The organism is Kitasatospora sp. NPDC088264, from assembly GCF_040685715.1.
Lineage (GTDB): Bacteria > Actinomycetota > Actinomycetes > Streptomycetales > Streptomycetaceae > Kitasatospora.
In genome coordinates this window covers 31867-51588 of sequence record NZ_JBFBIR010000008.1, presented here as the reverse complement: position 1 = coordinate 51588, position 19722 = coordinate 31867, and the positions used below count along the sequence as shown (strand labels likewise).

At 74.2% G+C, this 19722-nt stretch carries 18 protein-coding genes; 6 read left to right on the top strand and 12 right to left on the bottom strand.

The features are described from left to right. Positions 1-136: 136 nt before the first annotated feature. From AB0O82_RS09135 to AB0O82_RS09125, 3 genes are all read right to left on the bottom strand, one after another. Positions 137-1210 carry a serine hydrolase domain-containing protein gene (locus AB0O82_RS09135; protein ID WP_363581698.1) on the bottom strand — a complete coding sequence of 358 codons (1074 nt, stop codon included), beginning with the start codon at positions 1208-1210 and terminating at the stop codon, positions 137-139. Positions 1211-1334: 124 nt separating this feature from the next. Then, on the bottom strand, positions 1335-1847 hold the full coding sequence (locus AB0O82_RS09130) for a GNAT family N-acetyltransferase (protein ID WP_363581696.1): 513 nt from the start codon (positions 1845-1847) through the stop codon (positions 1335-1337). A 23-nt stretch (positions 1848-1870) separates the two neighbouring features. Continuing rightward, positions 1871-2296: an ankyrin repeat domain-containing protein gene (locus tag AB0O82_RS09125; RefSeq protein ID WP_363581694.1), complete on the bottom strand. Its 426-nt coding sequence runs from the start codon at positions 2294-2296 to the stop codon at positions 1871-1873. Between the two features lie 449 nt (positions 2297-2745). Between AB0O82_RS09125 and AB0O82_RS09120 the strand changes: the two genes are divergently transcribed. The 3 genes from AB0O82_RS09120 to AB0O82_RS09110 all read left to right on the top strand — a co-directional run bounded on the left by AB0O82_RS09120 (position 2746) and on the right by AB0O82_RS09110 (position 5333). After that, positions 2746-2940: a hypothetical protein gene (locus tag AB0O82_RS09120; protein WP_063346460.1), complete on the top strand. Its 195-nt coding sequence runs from the start codon at positions 2746-2748 to the stop codon at positions 2938-2940. Positions 2941-3067: 127 nt separating this feature from the next. Then, complete coding sequence (locus AB0O82_RS09115) at positions 3068-4684, top strand: hypothetical protein (protein ID WP_363581692.1); 1617 nt, start codon at positions 3068-3070, stop codon at positions 4682-4684. A 274-nt stretch (positions 4685-4958) separates the two neighbouring features. Next, positions 4959-5333, top strand: coding sequence for an RNA polymerase-binding protein RbpA (locus AB0O82_RS09110; protein ID WP_030306127.1), 375 nt, complete (start codon positions 4959-4961; stop codon positions 5331-5333). A gap of 136 nt (positions 5334-5469) precedes the next feature. Here AB0O82_RS09110 and fxsA read toward each other — a convergent pair whose 3' ends face one another. The 4 genes from fxsA to AB0O82_RS09090 form a co-directional block, all read right to left on the bottom strand. After that, a complete protein-coding gene (fxsA, locus tag AB0O82_RS09105) occupies positions 5470-6045 on the bottom strand; it encodes an FxsA family membrane protein (protein WP_363581690.1) in 576 nt (191 codons plus the stop codon). Between the two features lie 55 nt (positions 6046-6100). Beyond that, positions 6101-7741 carry an apolipoprotein N-acyltransferase gene (gene lnt, locus AB0O82_RS09100; RefSeq protein WP_363581688.1) on the bottom strand — a complete coding sequence of 547 codons (1641 nt, stop codon included), beginning with the start codon at positions 7739-7741 and terminating at the stop codon, positions 6101-6103. A gap of 323 nt (positions 7742-8064) precedes the next feature. Further along, the gene (locus AB0O82_RS09095; protein ID WP_363581686.1) at positions 8065-9678 is read right to left on the bottom strand and encodes an amidohydrolase; all 1614 of its coding nucleotides are present in this window, start codon (positions 9676-9678) and stop codon (positions 8065-8067) included. Between the two features lie 31 nt (positions 9679-9709). Further along, positions 9710-10150 carry an Lrp/AsnC family transcriptional regulator gene (locus tag AB0O82_RS09090; RefSeq protein WP_350883567.1) on the bottom strand — a complete coding sequence of 147 codons (441 nt, stop codon included), beginning with the start codon at positions 10148-10150 and terminating at the stop codon, positions 9710-9712. A gap of 229 nt (positions 10151-10379) precedes the next feature. Here AB0O82_RS09090 and AB0O82_RS09085 point away from each other — a divergent pair, with 229 nt between their 5' ends. Further along, positions 10380-10850: a hypothetical protein gene (locus AB0O82_RS09085; protein ID WP_363581684.1), complete on the top strand. Its 471-nt coding sequence runs from the start codon at positions 10380-10382 to the stop codon at positions 10848-10850. A 127-nt stretch (positions 10851-10977) separates the two neighbouring features. Here the strand turns inward: AB0O82_RS09085 and AB0O82_RS09080 are convergent, their stop codons facing one another. Then, positions 10978-12141 (bottom strand): acyl-CoA dehydrogenase family protein, encoded by a 1164-nt coding sequence (locus AB0O82_RS09080; protein ID WP_363581682.1) that lies wholly within the window; start codon positions 12139-12141, stop codon positions 10978-10980. Positions 12142-12404: 263 nt separating this feature from the next. Between AB0O82_RS09080 and AB0O82_RS09075 the strand changes: the two genes are divergently transcribed. Beyond that, positions 12405-12983 (top strand): hypothetical protein, encoded by a 579-nt coding sequence (locus AB0O82_RS09075; protein WP_363581903.1) that lies wholly within the window; start codon positions 12405-12407, stop codon positions 12981-12983. 407 nt (positions 12984-13390) lie between these two features. Next, positions 13391-15349: an AAA family ATPase gene (locus AB0O82_RS09070; RefSeq protein WP_363581901.1), complete on the top strand. Its 1959-nt coding sequence runs from the start codon at positions 13391-13393 to the stop codon at positions 15347-15349. A 27-nt stretch (positions 15350-15376) separates the two neighbouring features. Here AB0O82_RS09070 and AB0O82_RS09065 read toward each other — a convergent pair whose 3' ends face one another. From AB0O82_RS09065 to AB0O82_RS09050, 4 genes are all read right to left on the bottom strand, one after another. Then, complete coding sequence (locus AB0O82_RS09065) at positions 15377-16363, bottom strand: NAD-dependent epimerase/dehydratase family protein (protein ID WP_363581680.1); 987 nt, start codon at positions 16361-16363, stop codon at positions 15377-15379. A 98-nt stretch (positions 16364-16461) separates the two neighbouring features. Then, a complete protein-coding gene (locus AB0O82_RS09060) occupies positions 16462-17508 on the bottom strand; it encodes a hemolysin family protein (RefSeq protein ID WP_363581678.1) in 1047 nt (348 codons plus the stop codon). Further along, positions 17505-18848 (bottom strand): hemolysin family protein, encoded by a 1344-nt coding sequence (locus tag AB0O82_RS09055; protein ID WP_363581676.1) that lies wholly within the window; start codon positions 18846-18848, stop codon positions 17505-17507. Before AB0O82_RS09055 ends, AB0O82_RS09060 begins: the two co-directional genes overlap by 4 nt. A gap of 281 nt (positions 18849-19129) precedes the next feature. Next, entirely contained in the window at positions 19130-19570 is a 441-nt protein-coding gene (locus AB0O82_RS09050; protein ID WP_350883553.1) for a PH domain-containing protein, read from the bottom strand. Between the last annotated feature and the right edge of the window lie 152 nt (positions 19571-19722).

Genomic DNA, 19722 nt, shown 5'->3' with positions numbered 1-19722 from the left:
CACTCTGCCGCAACCCCCGTGCCGGATCCGGCGGTTCGTGCCCTAATCCACCCGATCGGGTACTCGACGCAGGAACGGACCCAGGGGCTCTCTTTCGGATCATGCCGCGCGTCCGGCGCGATCCGAAAGAGAGCCCCTATCCGAAGACCGCCCGCCGGTAGGCGTTGCGCAGGTCGGTGAGCGGCTGGATGCCGCGGTCGTAGTGGACCTTGTTGGTGAGCAGCAGCGCCCAGCGGCCGAGCCGCCGGGAGATCCAGATGCCGGTGCCGGTGAAGCCGTAGTGGACGAAGACGCCCTCGGCGGGGTCGGTGCCGGGGGCGTACAGCCAGGACAGGCCGCGGGCGGGGGCGAGGCCGCCGGTCTGCTCGCGCAGCGACTCGGCGATCCAGGCCTCGCCCCAAGGCAGTTGGGGCGGCGGGGCGAGCAGCGCGGTGAGGAAGCGGGCGAGGTCGCGGGCGGTGGAGAAGGCCCCGGCGTTGCCGGAGACGCCGCCGAGCAGCCGGGCCGAGGGGTCGTGGACGACGCCGCACAGGTGGCTCCCGGCCCGCGGGTCGTACTCGGTGGGCGCGGTGCGGGCGGTGTCGGCGGGGCCGAGCGGCCCGTACCGGGTGTCGGCCATGGCGAGCGGCCGCCAGATCCAGCGGGTGGCGAGCTCGTCCAGCGGCGCGCCGCCGAGGTCCTCGACGAGGTAGCCGAGCAGGACGGCGGCGCGGTCGGTGTACTCGACGGCCGCACCGGGGGCGCGGTGCAGCGGGGCGGCGATCACCCCGGCCCGGATCGCCGCGAGGTCGCGCCCGTAGAGCTGCTCGAATCCGGTGCGAGGGAGCATTCCGGCGGTGTGCGCGAGGAGTTGACGGACCGTCACCGCACCGGCGGGGTGCCCGGAGGCGGGCGGCCACCAGTGGCCGAGCGGTTCGTCGAGCGGGAGTCGCCCGGCCTGCCGGAGCACTCCGGCGCAGGGCCAGAGGGCGATGATCTTGGTGAGGCTGGCGAGGTCGTACCGGGTGTCCGGCCCGGGGGCGAGCCGGGCGTACGGGCCCTGCCCGAGCATGCCGTGCGCGCCGCCGCCGAGCGTCCCCCCGGCCTCGCCGACGGCCCAGACGGCGCCGGCCCCGACGGTGCGCACGCCGCCCCGGACCAGCCGGTCCAGCTCCCCACCGGGCGCGGCCAGGGCGGGGAGCCGGTCGGCTCCTGGCGGTTGCTGGCTCATCGTCCCCCCTCAGAGGTGTCGTGAGCCTACCCGCCTCAGAGGTGTCGTGAGCCTACCCGCCTCAGAGGTGTCGTGAGCCTACCCGCCTCAGAGGTGTCGTGAGCCTACCCGGCGGGCGGGCCGGTCAGGCCGCCGCGGGAAGTTCCTTGCCGAGGCAGATGCTCTGCGGGTGGTCGCGGTAGATGCCGAACTTCCGGATCGCCGCGTACCCCTCGGACCCGTACAGCGCCACGGCCTCGGGCTGCTCGGTGCCGGTCTCCAGGATGACGCGGGTGCGTCCGGCCTCGGCGGCGGTCTGCTCCAGGCGGCGCAGCACCGCCCGGGCCAGGCCACGGCCGCGGGCGGCGGGGACCACGAACATCCGCTTCAGCTCGACGTCGCCGTCACGCAGCCCGTCCGGCCCGGCCTGCTTGGCCCGCCAGCCCCCGCAGGCGACCGGTCGGCCGTCGAGGTAGGCGACCAGGAACAGACCGGCCGGCGAGTCGAAGTCATCGAGGTGCAGCACGGTCTCGTCGGGGTCGCCGTAGCGGCGGACGTACTCCTGCTGCACCTCCGCCGACAGGGCCTGGGCGTCGGGGTGGGCGTAGCCGGTGACGCGGAACTCGACGGTTCCGGCCTCCATGGTGGTGCTCTTCATGAGGGAAGAGCCTACGACCTGGATCAGCGGGCCTCGAAACGGGCGACCAGCTCGTTCTTGCCGAACATCCGTGCGGTGTCGACGGCGTTCGGGGTGCCGGCGGCGGGGTCGGCGCCGCCGTCCAGCAGGACGGTCAGCACGTCCTCGGCGCCCTTGAAGACGGCGCCGGCGAGCGGGGTCTGGCCGCGGTCGTTGGCGCGGTTCGGGTCGGCGCCTCGCGCCAGCAGGGCTTCGACGGTGGCGGCGTGGCCGTGGTAGGCGGCGAGCATGAGCAGGGTGTCGCCGCGGTCGTTGGTGAGGTCGGCGGGCGCGCCGGCGTCCACGTAGGCGGCCAGGGTGTCGGTCTCGCCGGCCCGGGCGGCGTCGAAGAGCTTTCCGGCCAGGGCGATCACCTCGGCGTCGGGGGCGCCGGGGGCGTCGGCGGGCTGCTGGCTGGCGGCGTCGGTCATGGCGGGCGGCCTTTCCGGTCTGCGGGCTCTGCGGGTCCTACGGGTTCTGCGGGTTCTACGGGTTCCGCGGGCGGCAGAGCCACGGTGGAGGAGTGTCGCTGGCGGAGTGCGGCTGGAGGAGCCGCGCGTACCGCACCGTAGCGGCCGGGTGCCGGGCCGGGCCAGCGCGCGTCCGGATGGCGGATGGCAGCCCTCGAACGGCGGCCATCCGGGCGAACTTCCCCGACCCCCCGGAAACCTCCCGCCCACCCGGCGGGAATGCCTCGCCGCACTGGAACTGCGCGGGACACGGCCCCACCCCGGCCGGTCCGCCCGCCTTCGCCCGAACTCCAGGGCGACGTTGAACGGGAAACCACCCATTTGCACCGTTCCATCATCTATTACTTTTTGTCACGATTAGCGCACTTTCCGTAACACGGTCCCCGTCCCCCCTCCCCGAGGAGCAGAACGTGATCCTCTCGATTTCCGGCATCGTCCTGTTCGGCACCATCGCCTTTCTGTTCTTCCGCAGGGACGGGCTGAAGGTCTCCCACGCCGTCGTCTGCGCCCTCTTCGGCTTCTACGTCGCCGGTTCCTCGATCGCCCCGAGCATCACCGCCGGCGGCGCCAGCCTGGCGAGCCTGCTCGGCGGCCTCAAGTTCTAGCGGTCCACGTTCCAGGCGCTGCCACTCCCCCGCACGGGCCCGGGCGCGGATCCCACCGCCCCGGGTCCCGTCGTACCGGCTCCGCCCCCGCCACCCGACCCGTCCCACTCGCCCGGGGAGTCAAGGAATGCCGCTCCAACGCCATCTCAGCAAGGGCCGCGAGATCGCCCGAACCGCCGGGGACCACGCCTCCGACATGTTCGCCCCGCTCTCCGTGATCGGCCGCGGACTGCGCCACCACGCGGGCTGGGCCAAGGACCGCTGGAACGCCACCCCGAAGGAGCGCCGCGGCCCGACGCTGTTCCTCTCCGCCGCGATGCTGGTCGGCGTCTACCTGCTGCCGCACGGCCTGCTGTTCGCCCTGATCGCCCTGATGGCCAGCTCCGCCTGGGCCGGCCGGGCCCCCAAGCCCGCACCCGCCCCGCCCGCCCCGGACGTCGCCGACATCAAGCTCGGCGCGCTCTACGCGGCGCTCACGCCGTACCTGTGCGGCCCCGAGGACGCCAACCCGCTGTACCACTACGAGGGCCACTACAAGAACGCCTTCGGCTCCTGGGAGTTCGACGACGAGGGCCGGCTCTCCCGGCTGGAACTCGGCTACCCGGCGTACTTCACCGACACCGAGCCGATCGCGCGGGCCCGGATCGAGCAGGTCGTCCAGGGCAAGGCCGGCCGGGCCCGGGAGTACCGCTTCGACTGGGACGAGGAGTCCAACCGGCTGCGGATCGCCGCGCTCACCCCGCTGCCCACCGACATCGTCGCCCAGCGCTTCGTGGCCGCCCCCGGCGAGATCGTGCTCGGCTTCACCGACGAGGACGGCACCGCCCGGACCATCCCGGTCACCCAGGGCGGCGCGATCGCCCAGCAGCCGCCGGTCGTCTGGCGCACCGGCCCCCGCTCGGCCGAGCCGCACCTGCTGGCGCTCGGCGTCACCGGCTACGGCACCTCCAGCCTGATCCGCTCGATCGCGCTCCAGGCGCTCCCGTACGGGGACCTGGTGGTGGTCGACGGCGCGGGCACCGGGGAGCACGCCTGCCTGGTCAACCGGCCCGGCGTGCACACCGTGGAGACCAGCCTGCACGGCGCGCTGGCCGCGCTGGAGTGGGCCGCGCAGGAGACCGAGCGCCGGCTCGCCGCGCTGAACGCCGCCCGGCACGCCGGCACCGCGCCCCCCGAGGACGCCACCCGCCCGCTCTGGCTGCTCCTGGACCACCCGACCGAGCTGAGCGAGCTCGCCCACGCCGAGGGCCGCCCGGACCCGCAGGACCTGCTGGAGCTGCCGCTGCGGCACGGCCGCGCCGCCCGCGTCACCGTGGTGATCGCCGACGACGTCGAGGCCAGGGGCCGGATCACCTCGACCGTGCGCTCCACCACCCGGGCCCGGGTCGTACTCGGCCCCGCCGGCCCCGAGGAGGGCCACGCCGTGCTCGGCGCGCCGCTGGACATCGTGCCCGCCGCGCACGCCCCCGCCGGCCGCGGCTACGCCCGGATCGGCAACGGCACCCCCGTCCGGCTCCAGGTGCCCGCCACCGTCGACCCGCTGGACGAGGAGGCCCCGGCCCAGCTGCGGGACGCGGTGATCGCCCTGCTGCCGCACCGCGACACCCGCACCGAGGCCGCCGCCGACCTGCCGCCCCGGCCGGAGCGCCCGCCGGTGGTCCTGCCCGCCGATCCGGCCCCCCGGGCCCACCCGGTCGACCTCGCCAAGGGCGAGCCGATGATCCGTTCCCGCCCGATCTCCTGACCACGTCGGGCGGGGGCGGCGGCGGTCGTCGAATCCCGCCCCGGTAGGCTCGTCCCGGAAAGGCCGACCGATCACCAGATGTGAAATAGGTGACACCTAGGGTGATATCCACGGCCAGATGTGACAAATCGGGCGCCGATGGGTAAAACAGGGGCGGCACGACAGACGACGCATGTCCCCGGACGGGAATCTTCGTCGGAAGCCGAGCGTTGACCGAACGACGAAGAACAGCGACCACTAGTCCTGTGGGCCATAAGCCCGGGAGGCACGATTCATGAGCGAGCGAGCTCTCCGCGGCACGCGACTCGGGGCCACTAGCTACGAGACCGACCGCGGTATCGATCTGGCTCCCCGCCAGACCGTCGAGTATGCATGTCAGAACGGACACCGATTCGAGGTTCCTTTCTCGGTCGAGGCGGAGATCCCCCAGGCCTGGGAATGCCGCTTCTGTGGCCAGGAGGCGGTACTTCTCGACGGCGACGAGCCGGAAGAGAAGAAGGTCAAGCCGACGCGTACCCATTGGGACATGCTGATGGAGCGCCGGACCCGTGAGGAACTGGAGGAGGTACTGGCCGAGCGACTGGCCGTGCTCCGCTCCGGCGGAATGAACCTCGCGGTACACCCGCGGGACACCCGCAAGAGCGCCTGACCTCGCTCCCGCCACGGCGGGAGGACGCGAAAAGGGACCCTGGTCACCAGGGTCCCTTTCGCGTTCCCGCCTCGCGTTCCCGCGCGCTCCCGGGAAGGCGAGGCGAGGCCGGCTCTCGCGTTCCCGGGAGGGGCGGTCAGCCCGAGATCGGCGGGCGGTAGGTGGTGTCCGGGCCCTGCGGACCGCGCGGGCCATCACCGGGCTCCACCACCTCGCCCTGGATCACCTTGCCGTCCGGGCGGTGGATGCGCAGCTGTTCCTGCAGCCGCATCGCGTCCGCGAACGGATCAGCCCCGGCGACGGTGCTGCGCAGCGCCTTGTCGGCCACCCGGCGGCCACCGGCCCGCCAGAGCGCCCGGGTGGGCGGGAACAGCAGGGTGAGCGCCACCAGGTCCGACAGGAAGCCCGGGACGATCAGCAGCAGGCCCGCCAGCACCGTCAGGCTGGTGCCGGTCTCGGGCTGCTCGGACTTCGGGTCCTTGCTCTGCTCGATCGCCGCGGACAGCGCCTTCAGCCCGGCCCGCTTGATCAGCGAACCGCCGATCAGCGCGCCCGCGATGAGCAGCAGCACGACGACGAATCCACCCAGCCACGAGCCCACTTGGACCAGCAGCCAGATCTCCAGCACCAGCCAGGCGGTGATCAGCAGCGGCAGCACCCGGCGGAGCTTGCCGCGCGGGGCCGGACGGGCGGGGGTAGCTTGCTGGGTCACGGTACGAATCCACTCCAAGCAGTGCTCTGCGCGCCGCACGGGAGGTCCGGGCCGGCTACGGCACCACCTGGTCCAACGATTCCCCCGCGGCCGGTGTTCCGGCGCCGGTCTTCCGTCGGCGGCCGACCAGCACGCCCGCGCCGCAGGCCAGCAGGCCCGCGAGGGCCAGCGTCCACTCCGGCGCGGCGCCGACCCGGTCGGCGACCGTGGTGCCGTCGCGCAGCGGGACGACCGCCGACAGCTCGGCCGCGGTCAGCTCCTCGGTACGCTGCTGGACCGTGCCGTCCGGGGCGATCACCGCGCTGATGCCGCTGGTGGCGGCGATCAGCACGGCCCGGCCGTGCTCGACCGCGCGCAGCCGGCTCATCGCGAGCTGCTGCTCGGGCTGGCCGGTCTTGGCATAGGTCGCGTTGTTGGTCTGGACCACCAGGACGCGGGCGCCGCTGTCCACGGTGTCGCGGACGATCTCGTCGTAGGCGACCTCGAAGCAGATCACGTCGCCGATCCGGGCCGGGCCGAGCTGCATGACGCCGTTGTGGTCGCCGGGGTAGAAGTCCCGGGCGACCCGCTGGAGCCGGGTGATCACCTTCATCAGCTGGGCGCGGAACGGCACGTACTCCCCGAACGGGACGGGGTGCTGCTTGGTGTAGGAGGCGCCGGGGCCGGTCTTCGGGTCCCAGACGATGCCCTCGTTCTGGACGTGCTGCGCGTCCGGGCCGTCCACCAGGGTGCCGACCAGGGTGGGCACGCCCACCGTCTTCACGGCCTGGTCGATGCGCTGGTAGGCGAGCGGGTCGCTGAACGGGTCCAGGTCGGAGGAGTTCTCCGGCCAGATCACGATGTCGGGGCGCTCGACCTTGCCGGCGGCGATGTCCGCGGCCAGCCGCTCGGTCGCCACCGCGTGGTTGTTGAGGACCATCATCGGGCGGCCCAGGAAGTCCATGCCCGGGTTGGGCACGTTGCCCTGGACGATGGCGACCTTCACGGTGTCGGCCGGCGCGGTCGGCACCGGCACCAGGTACCCGGCCAGCAGCGCGGCCACCGCGCCCAGCCCCGCCAGCGCGGCGGCCCGGGGCGTCTTGCGCGGCCCGCGCAGGCGCAGCGCGGCGCCGGCGAGCAGGGCTCCCGAGAGGGCGACCGCGAAGGTCACCAGCGGTGCGCCGCCGAGCGCGGCCAGCGGCGTGAACGGGGTCGCGGTGTTGGCGAAGGCCAGCCGCCCCCACGGGAAGCCGCCGAACGGCAGCCGGTCGCGCGCCCACTCCTGGGTGATCCACAGGCAGGCCGCCCAGAGCGGCCAGGCCGGCAGCCGGGAGGTGAGGGCCAGACCGCCGCCGAGGACGGCCAGGAACAGCGCCTCCACGACCGACAGGCCGACCGTCGCGTCCCAGCCGACCACCCGCAGCCAGCTGAGCAGCAGCAGGAAGAACGGCAGGCCGAAGGCGAAGCCCGTCCAGACCGCCTGGCGGACGGTGCGGCCCCGGGTGAGCAGGGACAGCGCGGCGACGCCGGCCAGCGACAACGGCCACAGGTCGAAGGGCGGGAAGGCGAGTGCGAGCAGCAGACCCGCCAGGGCCGCGAGGCCGGTGCGGGGAAGGCCCGCCCGGACCTTGGCGACGGCGCGGGCGGCCCGGCCGGGCCTGGGCGCCGACTCCGCCGGCTCGGGTGCGGCCCCCGGCCGCTCCTGGGTGACGGGCATGGCCACCGGCGCACCATCTTCCTGGATCTTGCTGTTCGGACGCTGTCCGAAGAAGGTACCCCGGAAGGTCAGGGAAGCGTGAGGTCAGGGTGGTAGCAGGGTCAGCGCCTCACGGCCCGGCGGGCCTTGCCGCACACGCCCCCGACCGGGCGGCGGGGTCGGCGGCGTGGTGCTGCCCGCCCAGGGGCTCCGGGCGGAAGTCCGGGCGGGCAGCTCGCGGGGGACGGTGAAGCCGGCGGGGACCAGCGGGGCGGTCGTCCCGGGGGTCGACCCACGGCCGCCGGGCCGCCGCTTCCGCCGGGTTCACGCGGGTCTGCTCGGCTCTACTCGGCGGCCCGGTGGACGGTGCGGCCGCGGACGACGGTGCGCAGGCAGGCCGGCAGCGGGTGGCCGGGGGTGAGGTCGGGCAGGCCCGGGGTGCCGGAGCGCGGGTCGGTGGACCAGCCCGCCACCCGGGAGTCCGGGGCCTGGACGACCAGTTCGTCGGCGGCCCAGATCGCGTAGCTGGCGACGGCGCCGGGCACGAGCACGCCGTCCTGGTCGCGGCCGATCGCGCGCCAGCCGCCGCGGGTGTGCGCGGTGAAGGCCGCGCGGACGGAGATCCGGTGGTCCAGGGTCTGGTGGAAGGCGGCCGCGCGGACGGTGCCCCAGGGGTCGAGCGGGGTGACCGGGGCGTCCGAGCCGAAGGCCAGCGGCACACCGGCCCGCAGCAGGGCGGCGAAGGGGTTGAGCGCGGCGGCCCGCTCGGCGCCGAGGCGCTGGACGTACATGCCGTCCGGGCCGCCCCAGGCGGCGTCGAAGGCGGGCTGGACGGAGGCGGTGAGGCCGAGCTCGGCGAAGACGGCGACGGACTCGTCGTCCAGCGCCTCGGCGTGCTCGACGCGGTGGCGCAGCGCCTTGACCCGCCCGGCGCCGACCCGCTCCCCGGCCGCCCGGACGCCGTCCAGGACGGCGGCCACTGCCGCGTCGCCGATGGCGTGGAAGCCGGCCTGGAGCCCGGCCTCGGTGCAGGCGGCGACGTGGTCGGCGACCTGCTCGGCGGTCAGGTAGGCGGTGCCGGTGTGCTCGGCGTCGGCGTAGGGGGTGTGCAGGCAGGCGGTGTGCGAGCCCAGCGCGCCATCCGCGAAGAGGTCGCCGCCGGCGCCCACCGCGCCGAGTCGGCGGGCCGTCTCGACGCCGCCCAACTCACCCCAGTAGCCGAAGACCTCGGGGCCTTCACCCTCGGCCGCGAGGGCCAGCAGGGCGGCCAGGTCGGCCTCGGAGGAGATCTCCGGGCCGGCGCACTCGTGCAGCGCGCCGATGCCGAGTTCGGCGGCGCGGGCGAGGGTGGCGCGCTGGGCGCGGCCGCGCTGCTCGGGGGTGAGGTGGGCGAGCGCGGTCCGCCGGACGGCGTGGTGGGCGTCCTTGGTGAGCGGGCCGTCCGCGGTGTGGCCGGGGCTCTCGGCCAGGCCGGGGGCGAGGGTGCGCAGCGCGGTGGTGGCGAGCGCGGAGTGCACGTCGGTGCGGGAGAGGTAGAGCGCGGCGCCGCGGGCGGCGGCGTCGAGTTCGGCGAGCGTGGGCGGGCGGCCCTCGGGCCAGCCGGTCTCGTCCCAGCCGTGGCCGATGAGCACCCCGCCGGGCTCGGGCCGGGCGTCGACGAAGGCGGTGACGGCGGCGAGGGCGTCGGCCAGCGAGGGGCTGCCGGTGAGGTCGAGGCCGGTGAGCGCCAGGCCGGTGGCGGTGGCGTGCACGTGGGCGTCGACGAAGGCGGGGGTGACCAGGGCGCCGTCCAGGTCGACGATCTCGTCGGCGGTGGCGGCGTACGCCTCGGCGGCGCCGTCGCTGCCGACCCAGGCGATGTGCTCGCCCTCGACGAGCATCGCGGTGGCGAAGGGGTCGGCGGGGCTGTAGACGGCGCCGCCGCGCAGCAGGACGGTCCGGGAAGTGCGTTCGGTCATGCCGCTAAGTCTGCACCTGCGGGGTTCGTCCTCAGAGCCTCGGGGGTCGCGCCTCGTAGGGGGTGGAGAGGACGACGGTGGTGCGGGTGGAGACGCCGGCGGCGCTGCGGATGCGGGCGAGCAGGTCCTCCAGGTCGCCGGGGGCGCCGACGCGCACCTTGAGGATGTAGTTCTCGTCGCCGGCGACGCTGTGACAGGCCTCGATCTCGGGCAGGCCGGCCAGCCGTTCGGGGGTGTCGTCCGGGGCGCTGGGGTCGAAGGGCTTGACCGAGATGAACGCGGTCAGTGCCAGGTCGACGGCGTCGGGGTCGATGATCGCGGTGTAGCCGCGGATCACCCCGCGCTGTTCGAGGCGGCGCACCCGCTGGTGCACCGCCGAGGTGGACAGGCCGGTGGCCTTGCCCAGGTCCGTGTAGCTCATCCGGCCGTCCTCTAGGAGCAGCTGGACGATGCGTTGGTCGAGATCCTCCACAGTGCGCAAACCTACCCGGTCGGGGGCACGGGGGGCGCACGCGGTGTCACATCGGGTGCCCGCAGGTGTCACGCGGGCAAATGCCAGGCGAATGTGGCAGTGGATGTGGCCAAGGACACACCCGGTGCATCACGGTGCACCGGACCGCAGGGTTATGAGCCCGAATCGAAGGGAAGTGCTGGTTGTGGCCCCGGGCGACCACGCCGGGCCCGATCCGAGGGGGATCCTCATGCCGACTGACCAGCGTGCCCTGGGCGCCGACGAGACCGACGATACGACCGGCCGCGACGACCTCGCGGTCGATCACGGCCACGTCCCGGGCATCGACCCGGGCGAGGCCGAGACCTGGGACATCTTCCGGGTGCACTGCCCCGAGTGCCGCCGCCCGATCGCCCTGGTGGCCGACGAGGAGCGGCTGCCGCAGCACGCGCTGCTGCCGACCGCCTGGAACCCCTTCACCCCCGCGCTGTGCCCGGGTTCGGGCACGCCGACCGACGACCTCGCCGAGGTGGAGACCCCGGAGGACGCCCAACCCGCCGGACTCGACGCGCTGTTCAGGCTCCCCACCGAACTCGACTGGCGCACCCAGCCGTTCTCGCACGCGGTGGCGCACCGGCCGACGCGGACCGCCGTCGTCGCCCCGGCCGTCCCGGTCATCTCGGCCATCCCCGAGCAGCGCCGCCGCCTGGTCCGGCGCTGATCCGTCGGCCCGCGCGGGCGGGTTGCTGATCCGCCCGCCCGCGCAGGCGGGTTGACGCAGGATCGAAGACGCCTCCGGCCGTCACTCCGCACCCTGGAGTGACGGCCGGAGGCCGTTTGTGGGGGGCTCAGCCCTTGGTGAGGTGACGGCCGATCACCAGGCGCTGGATCTGGTTGGTGCCCTCGACGATCTGCAGCACCTTCGCCTCGCGCATGTAGCGCTCGGCCGGGAAGTCCTGCGTGTAGCCGTAGCCGCCGAGCACCTGGACCGCGTCGGTGGTCACCCGCATCACGGCGTCGGTGCAGAACAGCTTGGCCATCGCCGCCTCCTTGGAGAACGGCAGGCCCGCGTCCCGCAGCCGGGCGGCGGACAGGTAGAGCGCCCGCCCGGCCTCGATCTGGGTGGCCATGTCGGCGAGCATGAAGGACAGGCCCTGGAACTCGGCGATCGGGCGGCCGAACTGACGGCGGGTGCGCGCGTAGTCGACCGCGAGGTCGAGCGCGGCCTGGGCGACGCCGACCGCGCAGGCGGCGATGCCGAGGCGGCCGGAGTCCAGTGCGGCGAGCGCGATCTGGAAGCCCTGGCCCTCCTCGCCGATCAGCCGGTCGCGGGAGACCCGGGCGCCGTCGAAGTGCAGTTGTGCGGTCGGCGAGGAGCGCATGCCCATCTTGTGCTCCGGCGGGGCGGCCGACAGGCCCTGTGCGTCGCCCGGGACGAGCAGGCAGCTGATGCCCTTGGAGCCCTCGTCGCCGGTGCGCACCAGGGCGCTGTAGAAGTCCGCCCGGCCGCCGTGGGTGATCCACGCCTTGGTGCCGTTCACCACGTACGCGTCGCCGTCGAGGTCGGCGCGGGTGCGCAGCGCGGCCGCGTCCGAACCGGACTGCGGTTCGGAGAGGCAGTAGGCGCCGAGCTGCTCGCCGGAGAGCATTCCGGGCAGCCACCGGCCGCGCTGCTCCTCGGTGCCGAAGCCGGCCAGCGCGTGGCAGGAGAGGGTGTGCACGCTCACCCCGAGGCCGACGGCCAGCCAGCCGGACGCCAGCTCCTCCAGCACCTGCAGGTACACCTCGTAGGGCTGCCCGCCGCCGCCGTACTTCTCGTCGTAGGGGAGGGAGAGCAGGCCGGCCTCGCCGAGGGTGCGGAAGACCTCCCGCGGGAAGCGGCCGGCGGCCTCGTCCTCGGCCGCGCGGGGCTGCAGCTCGCGCTGGACCAGGTCCCGGGTGAGGCTCAGCAGCTCGTGGGCCTCCTCGCTGGGCAGCTGGCGCTCCACGGCTTTCACTGGGGACGGGGTCATGGCGGCGGTCGCCTCCTCGATCGGGCACCGGAGCGTGGTGTGGCTGGTCCGGCGCGGGTGTGGCAGGTCGGCCCGACCGGCACCGGATTACGGTGAACGGCCGTTCACAGGCATGGCGATGCGAGTATGCCGGAAACCCGCGCCGCCGTCACGATCACCCAGGAGTAACTGGACGGACTGGTGGGCTACGGCACCGTAGGGTTGCCGTTGTGGCTGCTTCCCGACCCCTCTTCCCCGCCCTTCCACCCGTTCCCGGCGACGCGGTGGCCTCGCTCGCGGCGGAGCTGCGCGCACTGCCGCCCTCCTGCGGGCCGGTGCAGCTGGTCGCAGTGGACGGGCACGCGGGCTCGGGCAAGACGACCTTCGCCGGGCGGCTGGCGGCGGCGCTCGGCGGGGCGCCGGTGGTCCACCTCGACGACCTGGCCACCCACGCCGAGCCCTTCGGCTGGACCGGGCGGCTGCGCGAACAGGTGCTGGAGCCGCTGGCGGCCGGCCGGGACGGCGCGTACCGGGTGTACGACTGGACGCTGCGCCGCTTCGCGGGCACGGCCGCGGTGCCGGTCGCCCCGGTGGTGCTGGTGGAGGGCGTCGGCGCCGGACGGCGGGCGGTGCGGCCGTGGCTGGCCCGGGTGATCTGGCTGGAGTTGGACGCCGCCTCGGCCCGGCGGCGCGGCGAGCAGCGGGACGGGCCGGATCTGGCCGAGTTCTGGGCCGGCTGGGCCCGGGCCGAATCGGCGCATTTCGCCGCGGATCCGAGCCGTCCGTTCGCCGGGACGCGGGTCGACGGGGTGACCGGACGAATCACGCCGGGCACCGTGGGTGAACCTTCAACAAGCCCTTGACCTGCGCTGTCGCCAGGATTTAGGTTCTCCTCAGCCGCCGGAACGGGATGTTCCGGCCGCCTCGGACCCGGCGTCCCCGGCTTGTTCCCCCGTGAGCCGGGGGCGCCGTCCGGTCCTTTCCGAATCGCGCTCCCCCACCCCCGGTCCAGGCCCCCACCCGCTCAACGACCGCTCACACGATCGCATTTGACTCCGTGGGCGCCCTTCCGGATCAGCGCCACGCCGGTACGATTCCTCGCAGGCGCAGATGCGCCCGGGGGCTTTCGACCACCGGCCCGGCTGCACGCAGGCGACCTGCCACCGAGCCCCGGGCCAAGCCGCGGGGGGCGTGAGTGACGACGGTGGACAGTTCGGACAGCAACGCGGGCGGCCCGGACCGGCTCGCCGAACGCGCGTGGCTGCGTGCCATGGACGCGTACACGGCGGGCGCGTACGCCCGTGCCGAGGAGGAGTTCCGCGCGGCCGTCCGGCTGGACCCGGGCATGGCCGACGCCTGGCTCGGCCTGCACGCGCTGCGCAGCGACACCTCGGCGGCGCTGCTGGCCATGTACCGCAACCAGAAGCGGTTCGGCGAGCAGCGGCGGCGCCACCGCCGCCCGCTCAGTTCCTGGTACTGGCTGGGCTGGTGGGTGCAGCCCGTCCTGGAGGACGCCCGCGACCTGGCTCTGGCGCACGCCTCGCACTGGCTGGACGGCCGCCACCTGGCCGAGCTGGACCGGGCGCTGGAACAGTGCCCGGCGCCCAGCGAGGACCCGTCCGCCCAGTTCCTGTACGCCTGCCGGTCCTATCTGCTCAAGGACTGGGAGCAGTTGATCCGGGACACCGACCGGCTGCTGGACGACCCACTGCTCGGCATCGAGGCCGGGCTGTTCGCCGGCATGGCACGGGTCCGGCTGGACATGTGCGCCCAGGCGCAGGCGCCGCTGGCCGCCTCGCTGGCCCGCTGCCGCTCCGAGCAGCCCCAGCGCAAGGAGCTGCGGTACTGGCTGGCCCGGGCGTACGAGGGGGCCGGGCGCAGTGCGGCCGCGCTGCCGCTCTACCGGGCGGTGCACCGGGCCGATCCGGTGTTCATGGACACCGCCGCGCGGCTGGCCGCGATCGCGGCGGAGGACGGGTTGGCGGACGACCTGCCGGACGCCTTGCTGGACGGCGGCCTACCGGCGGGCGGTCGGTCGGCCGGGTACGAGGACACCGCGCCGGACGAGGCGGACGAGACGGACGAGGCGGACTTCCAGGACGGGGCCGGGTACGCCACGGCGGGGGGCTTCGGCGACGCGGCCCCCGGGTTCACCGAGGGCGCCGGGTACACCGGCGGGGTCGGATTCGTCGAGGGCGTCGGGTTTCTCACGGGGCCCGGCCCGGGCGACGCCTCCACGGCGGACCCCGCGCCGCAGGCGGCCGGCGAGCGGTCGGGTTCGCCGGGCGGCTCCGCCACCCCGCTGCCGGCTCCGGTCCGCGCCGAGGCCCAGCCCCGCACCGCTCCACTGCCCGCCACCCAACCGGTCGACGACGAGCGCGAGTTGGACGCGGCGCTGGCGGAACTCTCGCTGATGGTGGGCCTGGAGCCGGTCAAGCGCCAGGTGCGGGCGCTGTCGGCGCAGCTGCGGATGTCCAGACTCCGGGCCGCGCAGGGCCTGCCGGTCCAGCCGCCCAAGCGCCACTTCGTCTTCTCCGGCCCCTCCGGCACCGGCAAGACCACCGTGGCCCGGATCCTCGGCCGGGTCTTCCACGCCCTCGGGCTGCTCTCCGGCGACCACCTGGTGGAGGCCCAACGGGCCGACCTGGTCGGCGAGTTCCTCGGCCAGACCGCGGTCAAGGCGAACGAGCTGATCGATTCGGCGCTGGACGGCGTGCTGTTCATCGACGAGGCGTACAGCCTCTCCAACTCCGGCTACACCAAGGGCGACGCCTACGGCGACGAGGCCCTACAGGTGCTGCTGAAACGCGCCGAGGACAACCGCGACCGTCTGGTGGTGATCCTGGCCGGCTACCCCGAGGGCATGAACCGGCTGCTCGCCACCAACCCCGGCCTCAACTCCCGCTTCACCACCCGGGTCGACTTCCCCAGCTACCGCCCGAACGAGCTGACCGCGATCGGCGCCGCGCTGGCCGGCCGGGACGGCGACGGCTGGGACGAGGACGCGGCCGAGGAACTGGCCAGCATCTGCGCCCACGTGGTCCGCGAGGGCTGGATCGACGAACTCGGGAACGGCCGGTTCATCCGCACCCTCTACGAGAAGTCCTGCGCCTACCGGGACCTGCGGCTCTCACTGCTGCGCGAGCCGCCGGGCCGGGAGGACCTGGCGACCCTGCGCCTGCCCGACCTCGTCCAGGCCTACGGGGAGCTGATCGACGGCCGCGGCTGAGACCAGCTCCCCGGGATCGCGCCGGGATCAGCCCCGGAGCAGCTCGGCCTCGCGCTCGGGGTCGAGTCCGACCTTCGGCCGGTCGGCGCGCTGCGGGGCGACGCCGCCGATCGACCGCAGCCAGGCCCAGGTGTCCTCGACCGTCTCGCCCACCGGCCGGCAGCGCAGCCCGGCGGCGACCGCCCGGTCCACGGACGCGCCGTGCAGGAAGTCGTTCAGCTCGCCGGGCGCCAGCCAGATCGGCAGCTCCGTCCAGGGCTCGACGCCGGCCGCCAGGATGCGCTCGGGGTCGGTCCAGCGCAGGTCCGCGTCCGAGCCGGTGACCCGCACGCAGGCCTCCAGCAGCTCGCCCGTCGTGGTGTGGCCCGCCGGGCTGACCACGTTGCACGCGCCGCCGAGCCGGGCCACCGATGCCTCCAGGAGCCAGCCCGCGAGGTCGCGGACGTCGATGTACTGCAGCGGCAGGTCGTACGGGCCGGGGGCGAGCACCGGGCCGCCCCGGGCGATCCGGTTCAGCCACCAGGGCAGCCGGCCGATGTTCTCGTGCGGGCCGAGGATCAGCCCGGCCCGGGCGAGCAGGGCGCGCCCGCCGAACTCCGCCTCCAGGGCCAGTTCGGCCCCGCGCTTGGCCTCGGCGTAGGGCACCTCGCCCTCCGCGTCCGGGGACGACTCGACCACCTTCGCCGACTCGTCCGCCCCGCGCGCCAGCGGGTAGTCGTACACCGACCGGCTGGAGACGTACGCGTAGTGGCCGACCCGGCCGGCCAGCAGCCGGGCGCTGTCGCGCACCGCCGTCGGGGCTCCGGACCAGGTGTCCACCACCGCGTCCCACTCCCCCGTGGCCAGCGCCGCGAGCCCGCCCTCGGCGGTGCGGTCGCCCAGCAGTGCGGTCACGCCCGCGGGCGCGGGCCGCGTACCCCGGTTGAGGGCCGCCACCTCCCATCCCCTGACCAGCGCCTCCTCGGCGACGACCCGTCCGACGAAATTCGTTCCACCCAGCAGGAGAAGCCTCATGCCGACCACCCTGCGCCCAGGGTGGTCGGCATGGGAACGGCTGAACGCCGAGAGCAGAATCGCCCGCGGCGGACACGCCGTCAGCGAAAGGGGGAACCTCAGGCGGCGGAGCGGTGGTCCGGGTCGTGCATCTCGCCGACCAGCTCCTCCAGCACGTCCTCCAGCATGACCACACCGAGCGTGCGGCCGTCCTGGTCCAGCACGGCGGCCAGGTGGCAGGTCGCCCGGCGCATCGCGCCGAGCGCGTCGTCCAGCGGGAGGCTGCCGCGCAGCACCGTGATCGGACGCCACAGCCGGGCCGGGACGGGCGCGGACGGGTCCTCCACGTCGAGGATGTCCTTGAGGTGCAGGTAGCCCAGGTAGCCGTGGCCGGCCGGGTCGCCGTCGGTGACCGGGAAGCGCGAGAAGCCGGTGCGCAGGGCGAGTTCCTCGACCTCCGCGGCGGTCACCTTGGTGTCCACGGTGACGAGTTGCTCGGGCTTGAGCAGCACCTCGGTGACCGGGCGGTGGCCCAGCTCCAGGGCGTCCTCCAGACGCTCCTGACGGCCCTCGTCGAGCAGGCCGGCGTCCCGGGAGTCGACCAGCAGGTACATCAGCTGCTCGGTGGTGAACACCGACTCGACCTCGTCCTTGGGCTCGACCCGGAACAGCCGCAGCACACCGTTGGCGATGGCGTTCAGCAGGCTGATCACCGGGGCCAGCCAGCGGGCCAGCCGGTCCAGCGGCGGGCCGAGCCAGAGCGCGGCCTTCTCCGGGCCCGCCATGGCCATGTTCTTGGGGACCATCTCGCCCATCACCATGTGCAGGAAGACCACGACGGCCAACGAGATGCCGTACGAGAGCGGGTGCATCAGACCGGACGGGACGCCGATCACGTGGAACGGGCCCTCCAGCAGACTGGCGATGGTCGGCTCGGCCAGGGCGCCGAGGCCCAGCGAGCAGACGGTGATGCCGAGCTGGGCGGCGGCCAGCATCGCGGACACGTTGGACAGCGCGTGCAGCACGGTGCGGGCTCGCTTGTGGCCGGCCTCGGCGAGCGGTTCGATCTGGCTGCGGCGCACCGAGACGACGGCGAACTCGGCGCCGACGAAGAAGGCGTTCCCGAGCAGGAGCAGGACGGCGACGGCCAGTTGGAGCGCGGTCATCGGGCGTTCTCCTGGTCGTCTCCGAACGAGGCCGGCGCGCTGGTGCGCTCGACCCGGACCTGGCTGGTGCGGTGCCGGTCGACACCCGTCACGGTGAAGCGCCAGCCCGGCAGCTCCGCCTGCTCGCCGACCTCGGGCAGCTTGCCGAGCAGGTCGGCGACCAGGCCGGCCAGCGTCTCGTACGGGCCGTCCGGGGCGATCAGGCCGATCGCCTCCAGCTGGTCGATCCGGGCGCGGCCCTCGGCCTCCCAGGCCGGCAGGCCGTCCACCGGGGGCAGCGGGAGCAGCTCGGGGCGGTCGGCGGGGTCGTGCTCGTCCTGCACCTCGCCGACGATCTCCTCGACGATGTCCTCGACGGTGACGACACCGGCGGTGCCGCCGTACTCGTCGACCACGATGGCCATCGGCTGGAGGCGGCGCAGCTGGTCGAGCAGCCGCTCGGCGGGCAGGGTCTCGGGCACCAGCAGCGGCGGCGAGGTGAGCTCGCTCACCCGGACCAGGCCGCGCCGGGCGGCCGGGACGGCGAGGGCGTCCTTGAGGGTCACGATGCCGGTGACCTCGTCCAGGCTGTGGGTGTACACCGGGAAGCGGGACAGGCCGGTGGCCCGGGTCAGGTTGATCACGTCGGAGGCGGTGGCGTCGCCCTGGAGGGAGGCGACGTCGATCCGCGGGGTCATCACGGACTCGGCGGTCAGCTCGCCCAGGCCCAGGGTGCGGACGAACAGGGTCGCCGACTCCTCGTCTATCGCGCCGGCCTTGGCCGAGTGGCGGGCCAGCGAGACCAGTTCGGCCGGGGTCCGGGCGTGGTCCAGCTCCTCCTGCGGCTCGACGCCGAAGGCGCGGACCGTCCGGTCGGCCGCCCCGTTGAGGAAGCTGATCAGCGGGCGGCAGGCGAAGGAGAAGGCCATGTGCGGGGCGGCGACCGCGCGGGCCACCTGGAGCGGGCGGGAGATCGCCCAGTTCTTCGGGACCAGCTCGCCGATCACCATCTGCACCACGGTGGCGAGCACCATGCCGACGACCACGGCGACGCCGCGGGCGGCCGACTCGGGCACGCCGATCCCGGTCATGACGGGGCTGAGCAGGGTGGACAACGCCGGCTCGGCGAGCATGCCGACCACCAGCGAGGTGACGGTGATGCCGAGCTGGGCGCCGGAGAGTTCGAACGAGAGGTGCCGCAGGGCCCGGGAGACGCGGACGGACTTGGCGTCTCCGGCCTCGGCGGAGCGTTCGACAGCCCCGCGCTCGACGGTCACGAAGGCGAACTCGGCGGCCACGAACAGGCCGTTGGCGAGGATCAGCAGGAGGGCTGCGAGCAACAGCAGCCAGGCGGTGATCACAGTGCCGCCTGCCTTCCGCTGACAGGAAGGTGGGCGGCGCAGGTACTACCGGACGGATCGTCCATCGAGGGGGGAAGTCACTCCTCAAGTCGTCTTTCGGGCAGGACGGAAGTTTTGCCCTGCTTTTACCAGCGTAGACCATACCCGGACGATGGTAGGAAGAGTGTTCGGACCCGCCGGGCCGAGGATTCGCAGGCCCGGCGGGGACCGGAGGGGTGTCGGCGGGCCGGCGGTGCCGGTGTGGAACGGGCGGGCGCCGACCGGCGGCGGCGCTGCGGGGCTCAGGCCCCGGCGTGGTGCTCGACCAGGTCGCGCAGGGCGCGGGCGTGCGCGATCGCCTGGTCCTTGCCGACGCCGGACTGGATGCCGACCGCGGCGAGCGAGGTGCCGTCGGCCAGGTCGAGGGTGGCCCACGGGTCGCCCTGGCGGAAGTTGACCCGGACGATCTCGGCCCAGGTGAGCCGGCGGCTGCGGACGAAGTTGACCACCGTCACGCCCTGCGCGTCGGCGCTCACCCGGGGGCGGGCCAGCATCAGGCCCACGCACGCGAACAGCACGCCGCTGCCCGCCATCATGATCCGGTCGTTGAGCTGCCAGTTCTCCGGGAGCGCCACGGCCATCACGGCGAACAGCACCACCAGCAGCGCGCAGACCGGCAGCAGCACCGCGCGGGTGCGGCGCGGCGCCCAGGTGACGGGGAACTCGACGGGCGGCGTGGACACGTGGGGTCTCCGGTGGGGTGGTTCGGGGGAACGGTCGTTCCCGGGAACGACGGTTCCGGGCAGCGGGCGGATCCGGACGAAGGGCGGGGACGCCGGTCAGCGTCCCCGCCCCATTCAACCGTTCCTTACCCGCACCACGGCGGGCGAGGTCG

What these genes read in the sequence shown, in the direction of transcription:
- AB0O82_RS09110 (WP_030306127.1), top strand. Translation starts at nt 4,959, where the DNA reads ATGAGCGAGCGAGCTCTCCGCGGCACGCGACTCGGGGCCACTAGCTAC.
- lnt (WP_363581688.1), bottom strand. Translation starts at nt 7,741, where the DNA reads ATGCCCGTCACCCAGGAGCGGCCGGGGGCCGCACCCGAGCCGGCGGAG.
- AB0O82_RS09070 (WP_363581901.1), top strand. Translation starts at nt 13,391, where the DNA reads ATGGACGCGTACACGGCGGGCGCGTACGCCCGTGCCGAGGAGGAGTTC.
- AB0O82_RS09130 (WP_363581696.1), bottom strand. Translation starts at nt 1,847, where the DNA reads ATGAAGAGCACCACCATGGAGGCCGGAACCGTCGAGTTCCGCGTCACC.
- AB0O82_RS09115 (WP_363581692.1), top strand. Translation starts at nt 3,068, where the DNA reads ATGCCGCTCCAACGCCATCTCAGCAAGGGCCGCGAGATCGCCCGAACC.
- AB0O82_RS09065 (WP_363581680.1), bottom strand. Translation starts at nt 16,363, where the DNA reads ATGAGGCTTCTCCTGCTGGGTGGAACGAATTTCGTCGGACGGGTCGTC.
- AB0O82_RS09080 (WP_363581682.1), bottom strand. Translation starts at nt 12,141, where the DNA reads ATGACCCCGTCCCCAGTGAAAGCCGTGGAGCGCCAGCTGCCCAGCGAG.
- AB0O82_RS09135 (WP_363581698.1), bottom strand. Translation starts at nt 1,210, where the DNA reads ATGAGCCAGCAACCGCCAGGAGCCGACCGGCTCCCCGCCCTGGCCGCG.
- AB0O82_RS09125 (WP_363581694.1), bottom strand. Translation starts at nt 2,296, where the DNA reads ATGACCGACGCCGCCAGCCAGCAGCCCGCCGACGCCCCCGGCGCCCCC.
- AB0O82_RS09085 (WP_363581684.1), top strand. Translation starts at nt 10,380, where the DNA reads ATGCCGACTGACCAGCGTGCCCTGGGCGCCGACGAGACCGACGATACG.
- AB0O82_RS09060 (WP_363581678.1), bottom strand. Translation starts at nt 17,508, where the DNA reads ATGACCGCGCTCCAACTGGCCGTCGCCGTCCTGCTCCTGCTCGGGAAC.
- AB0O82_RS09095 (WP_363581686.1), bottom strand. Translation starts at nt 9,678, where the DNA reads ATGACCGAACGCACTTCCCGGACCGTCCTGCTGCGCGGCGGCGCCGTC.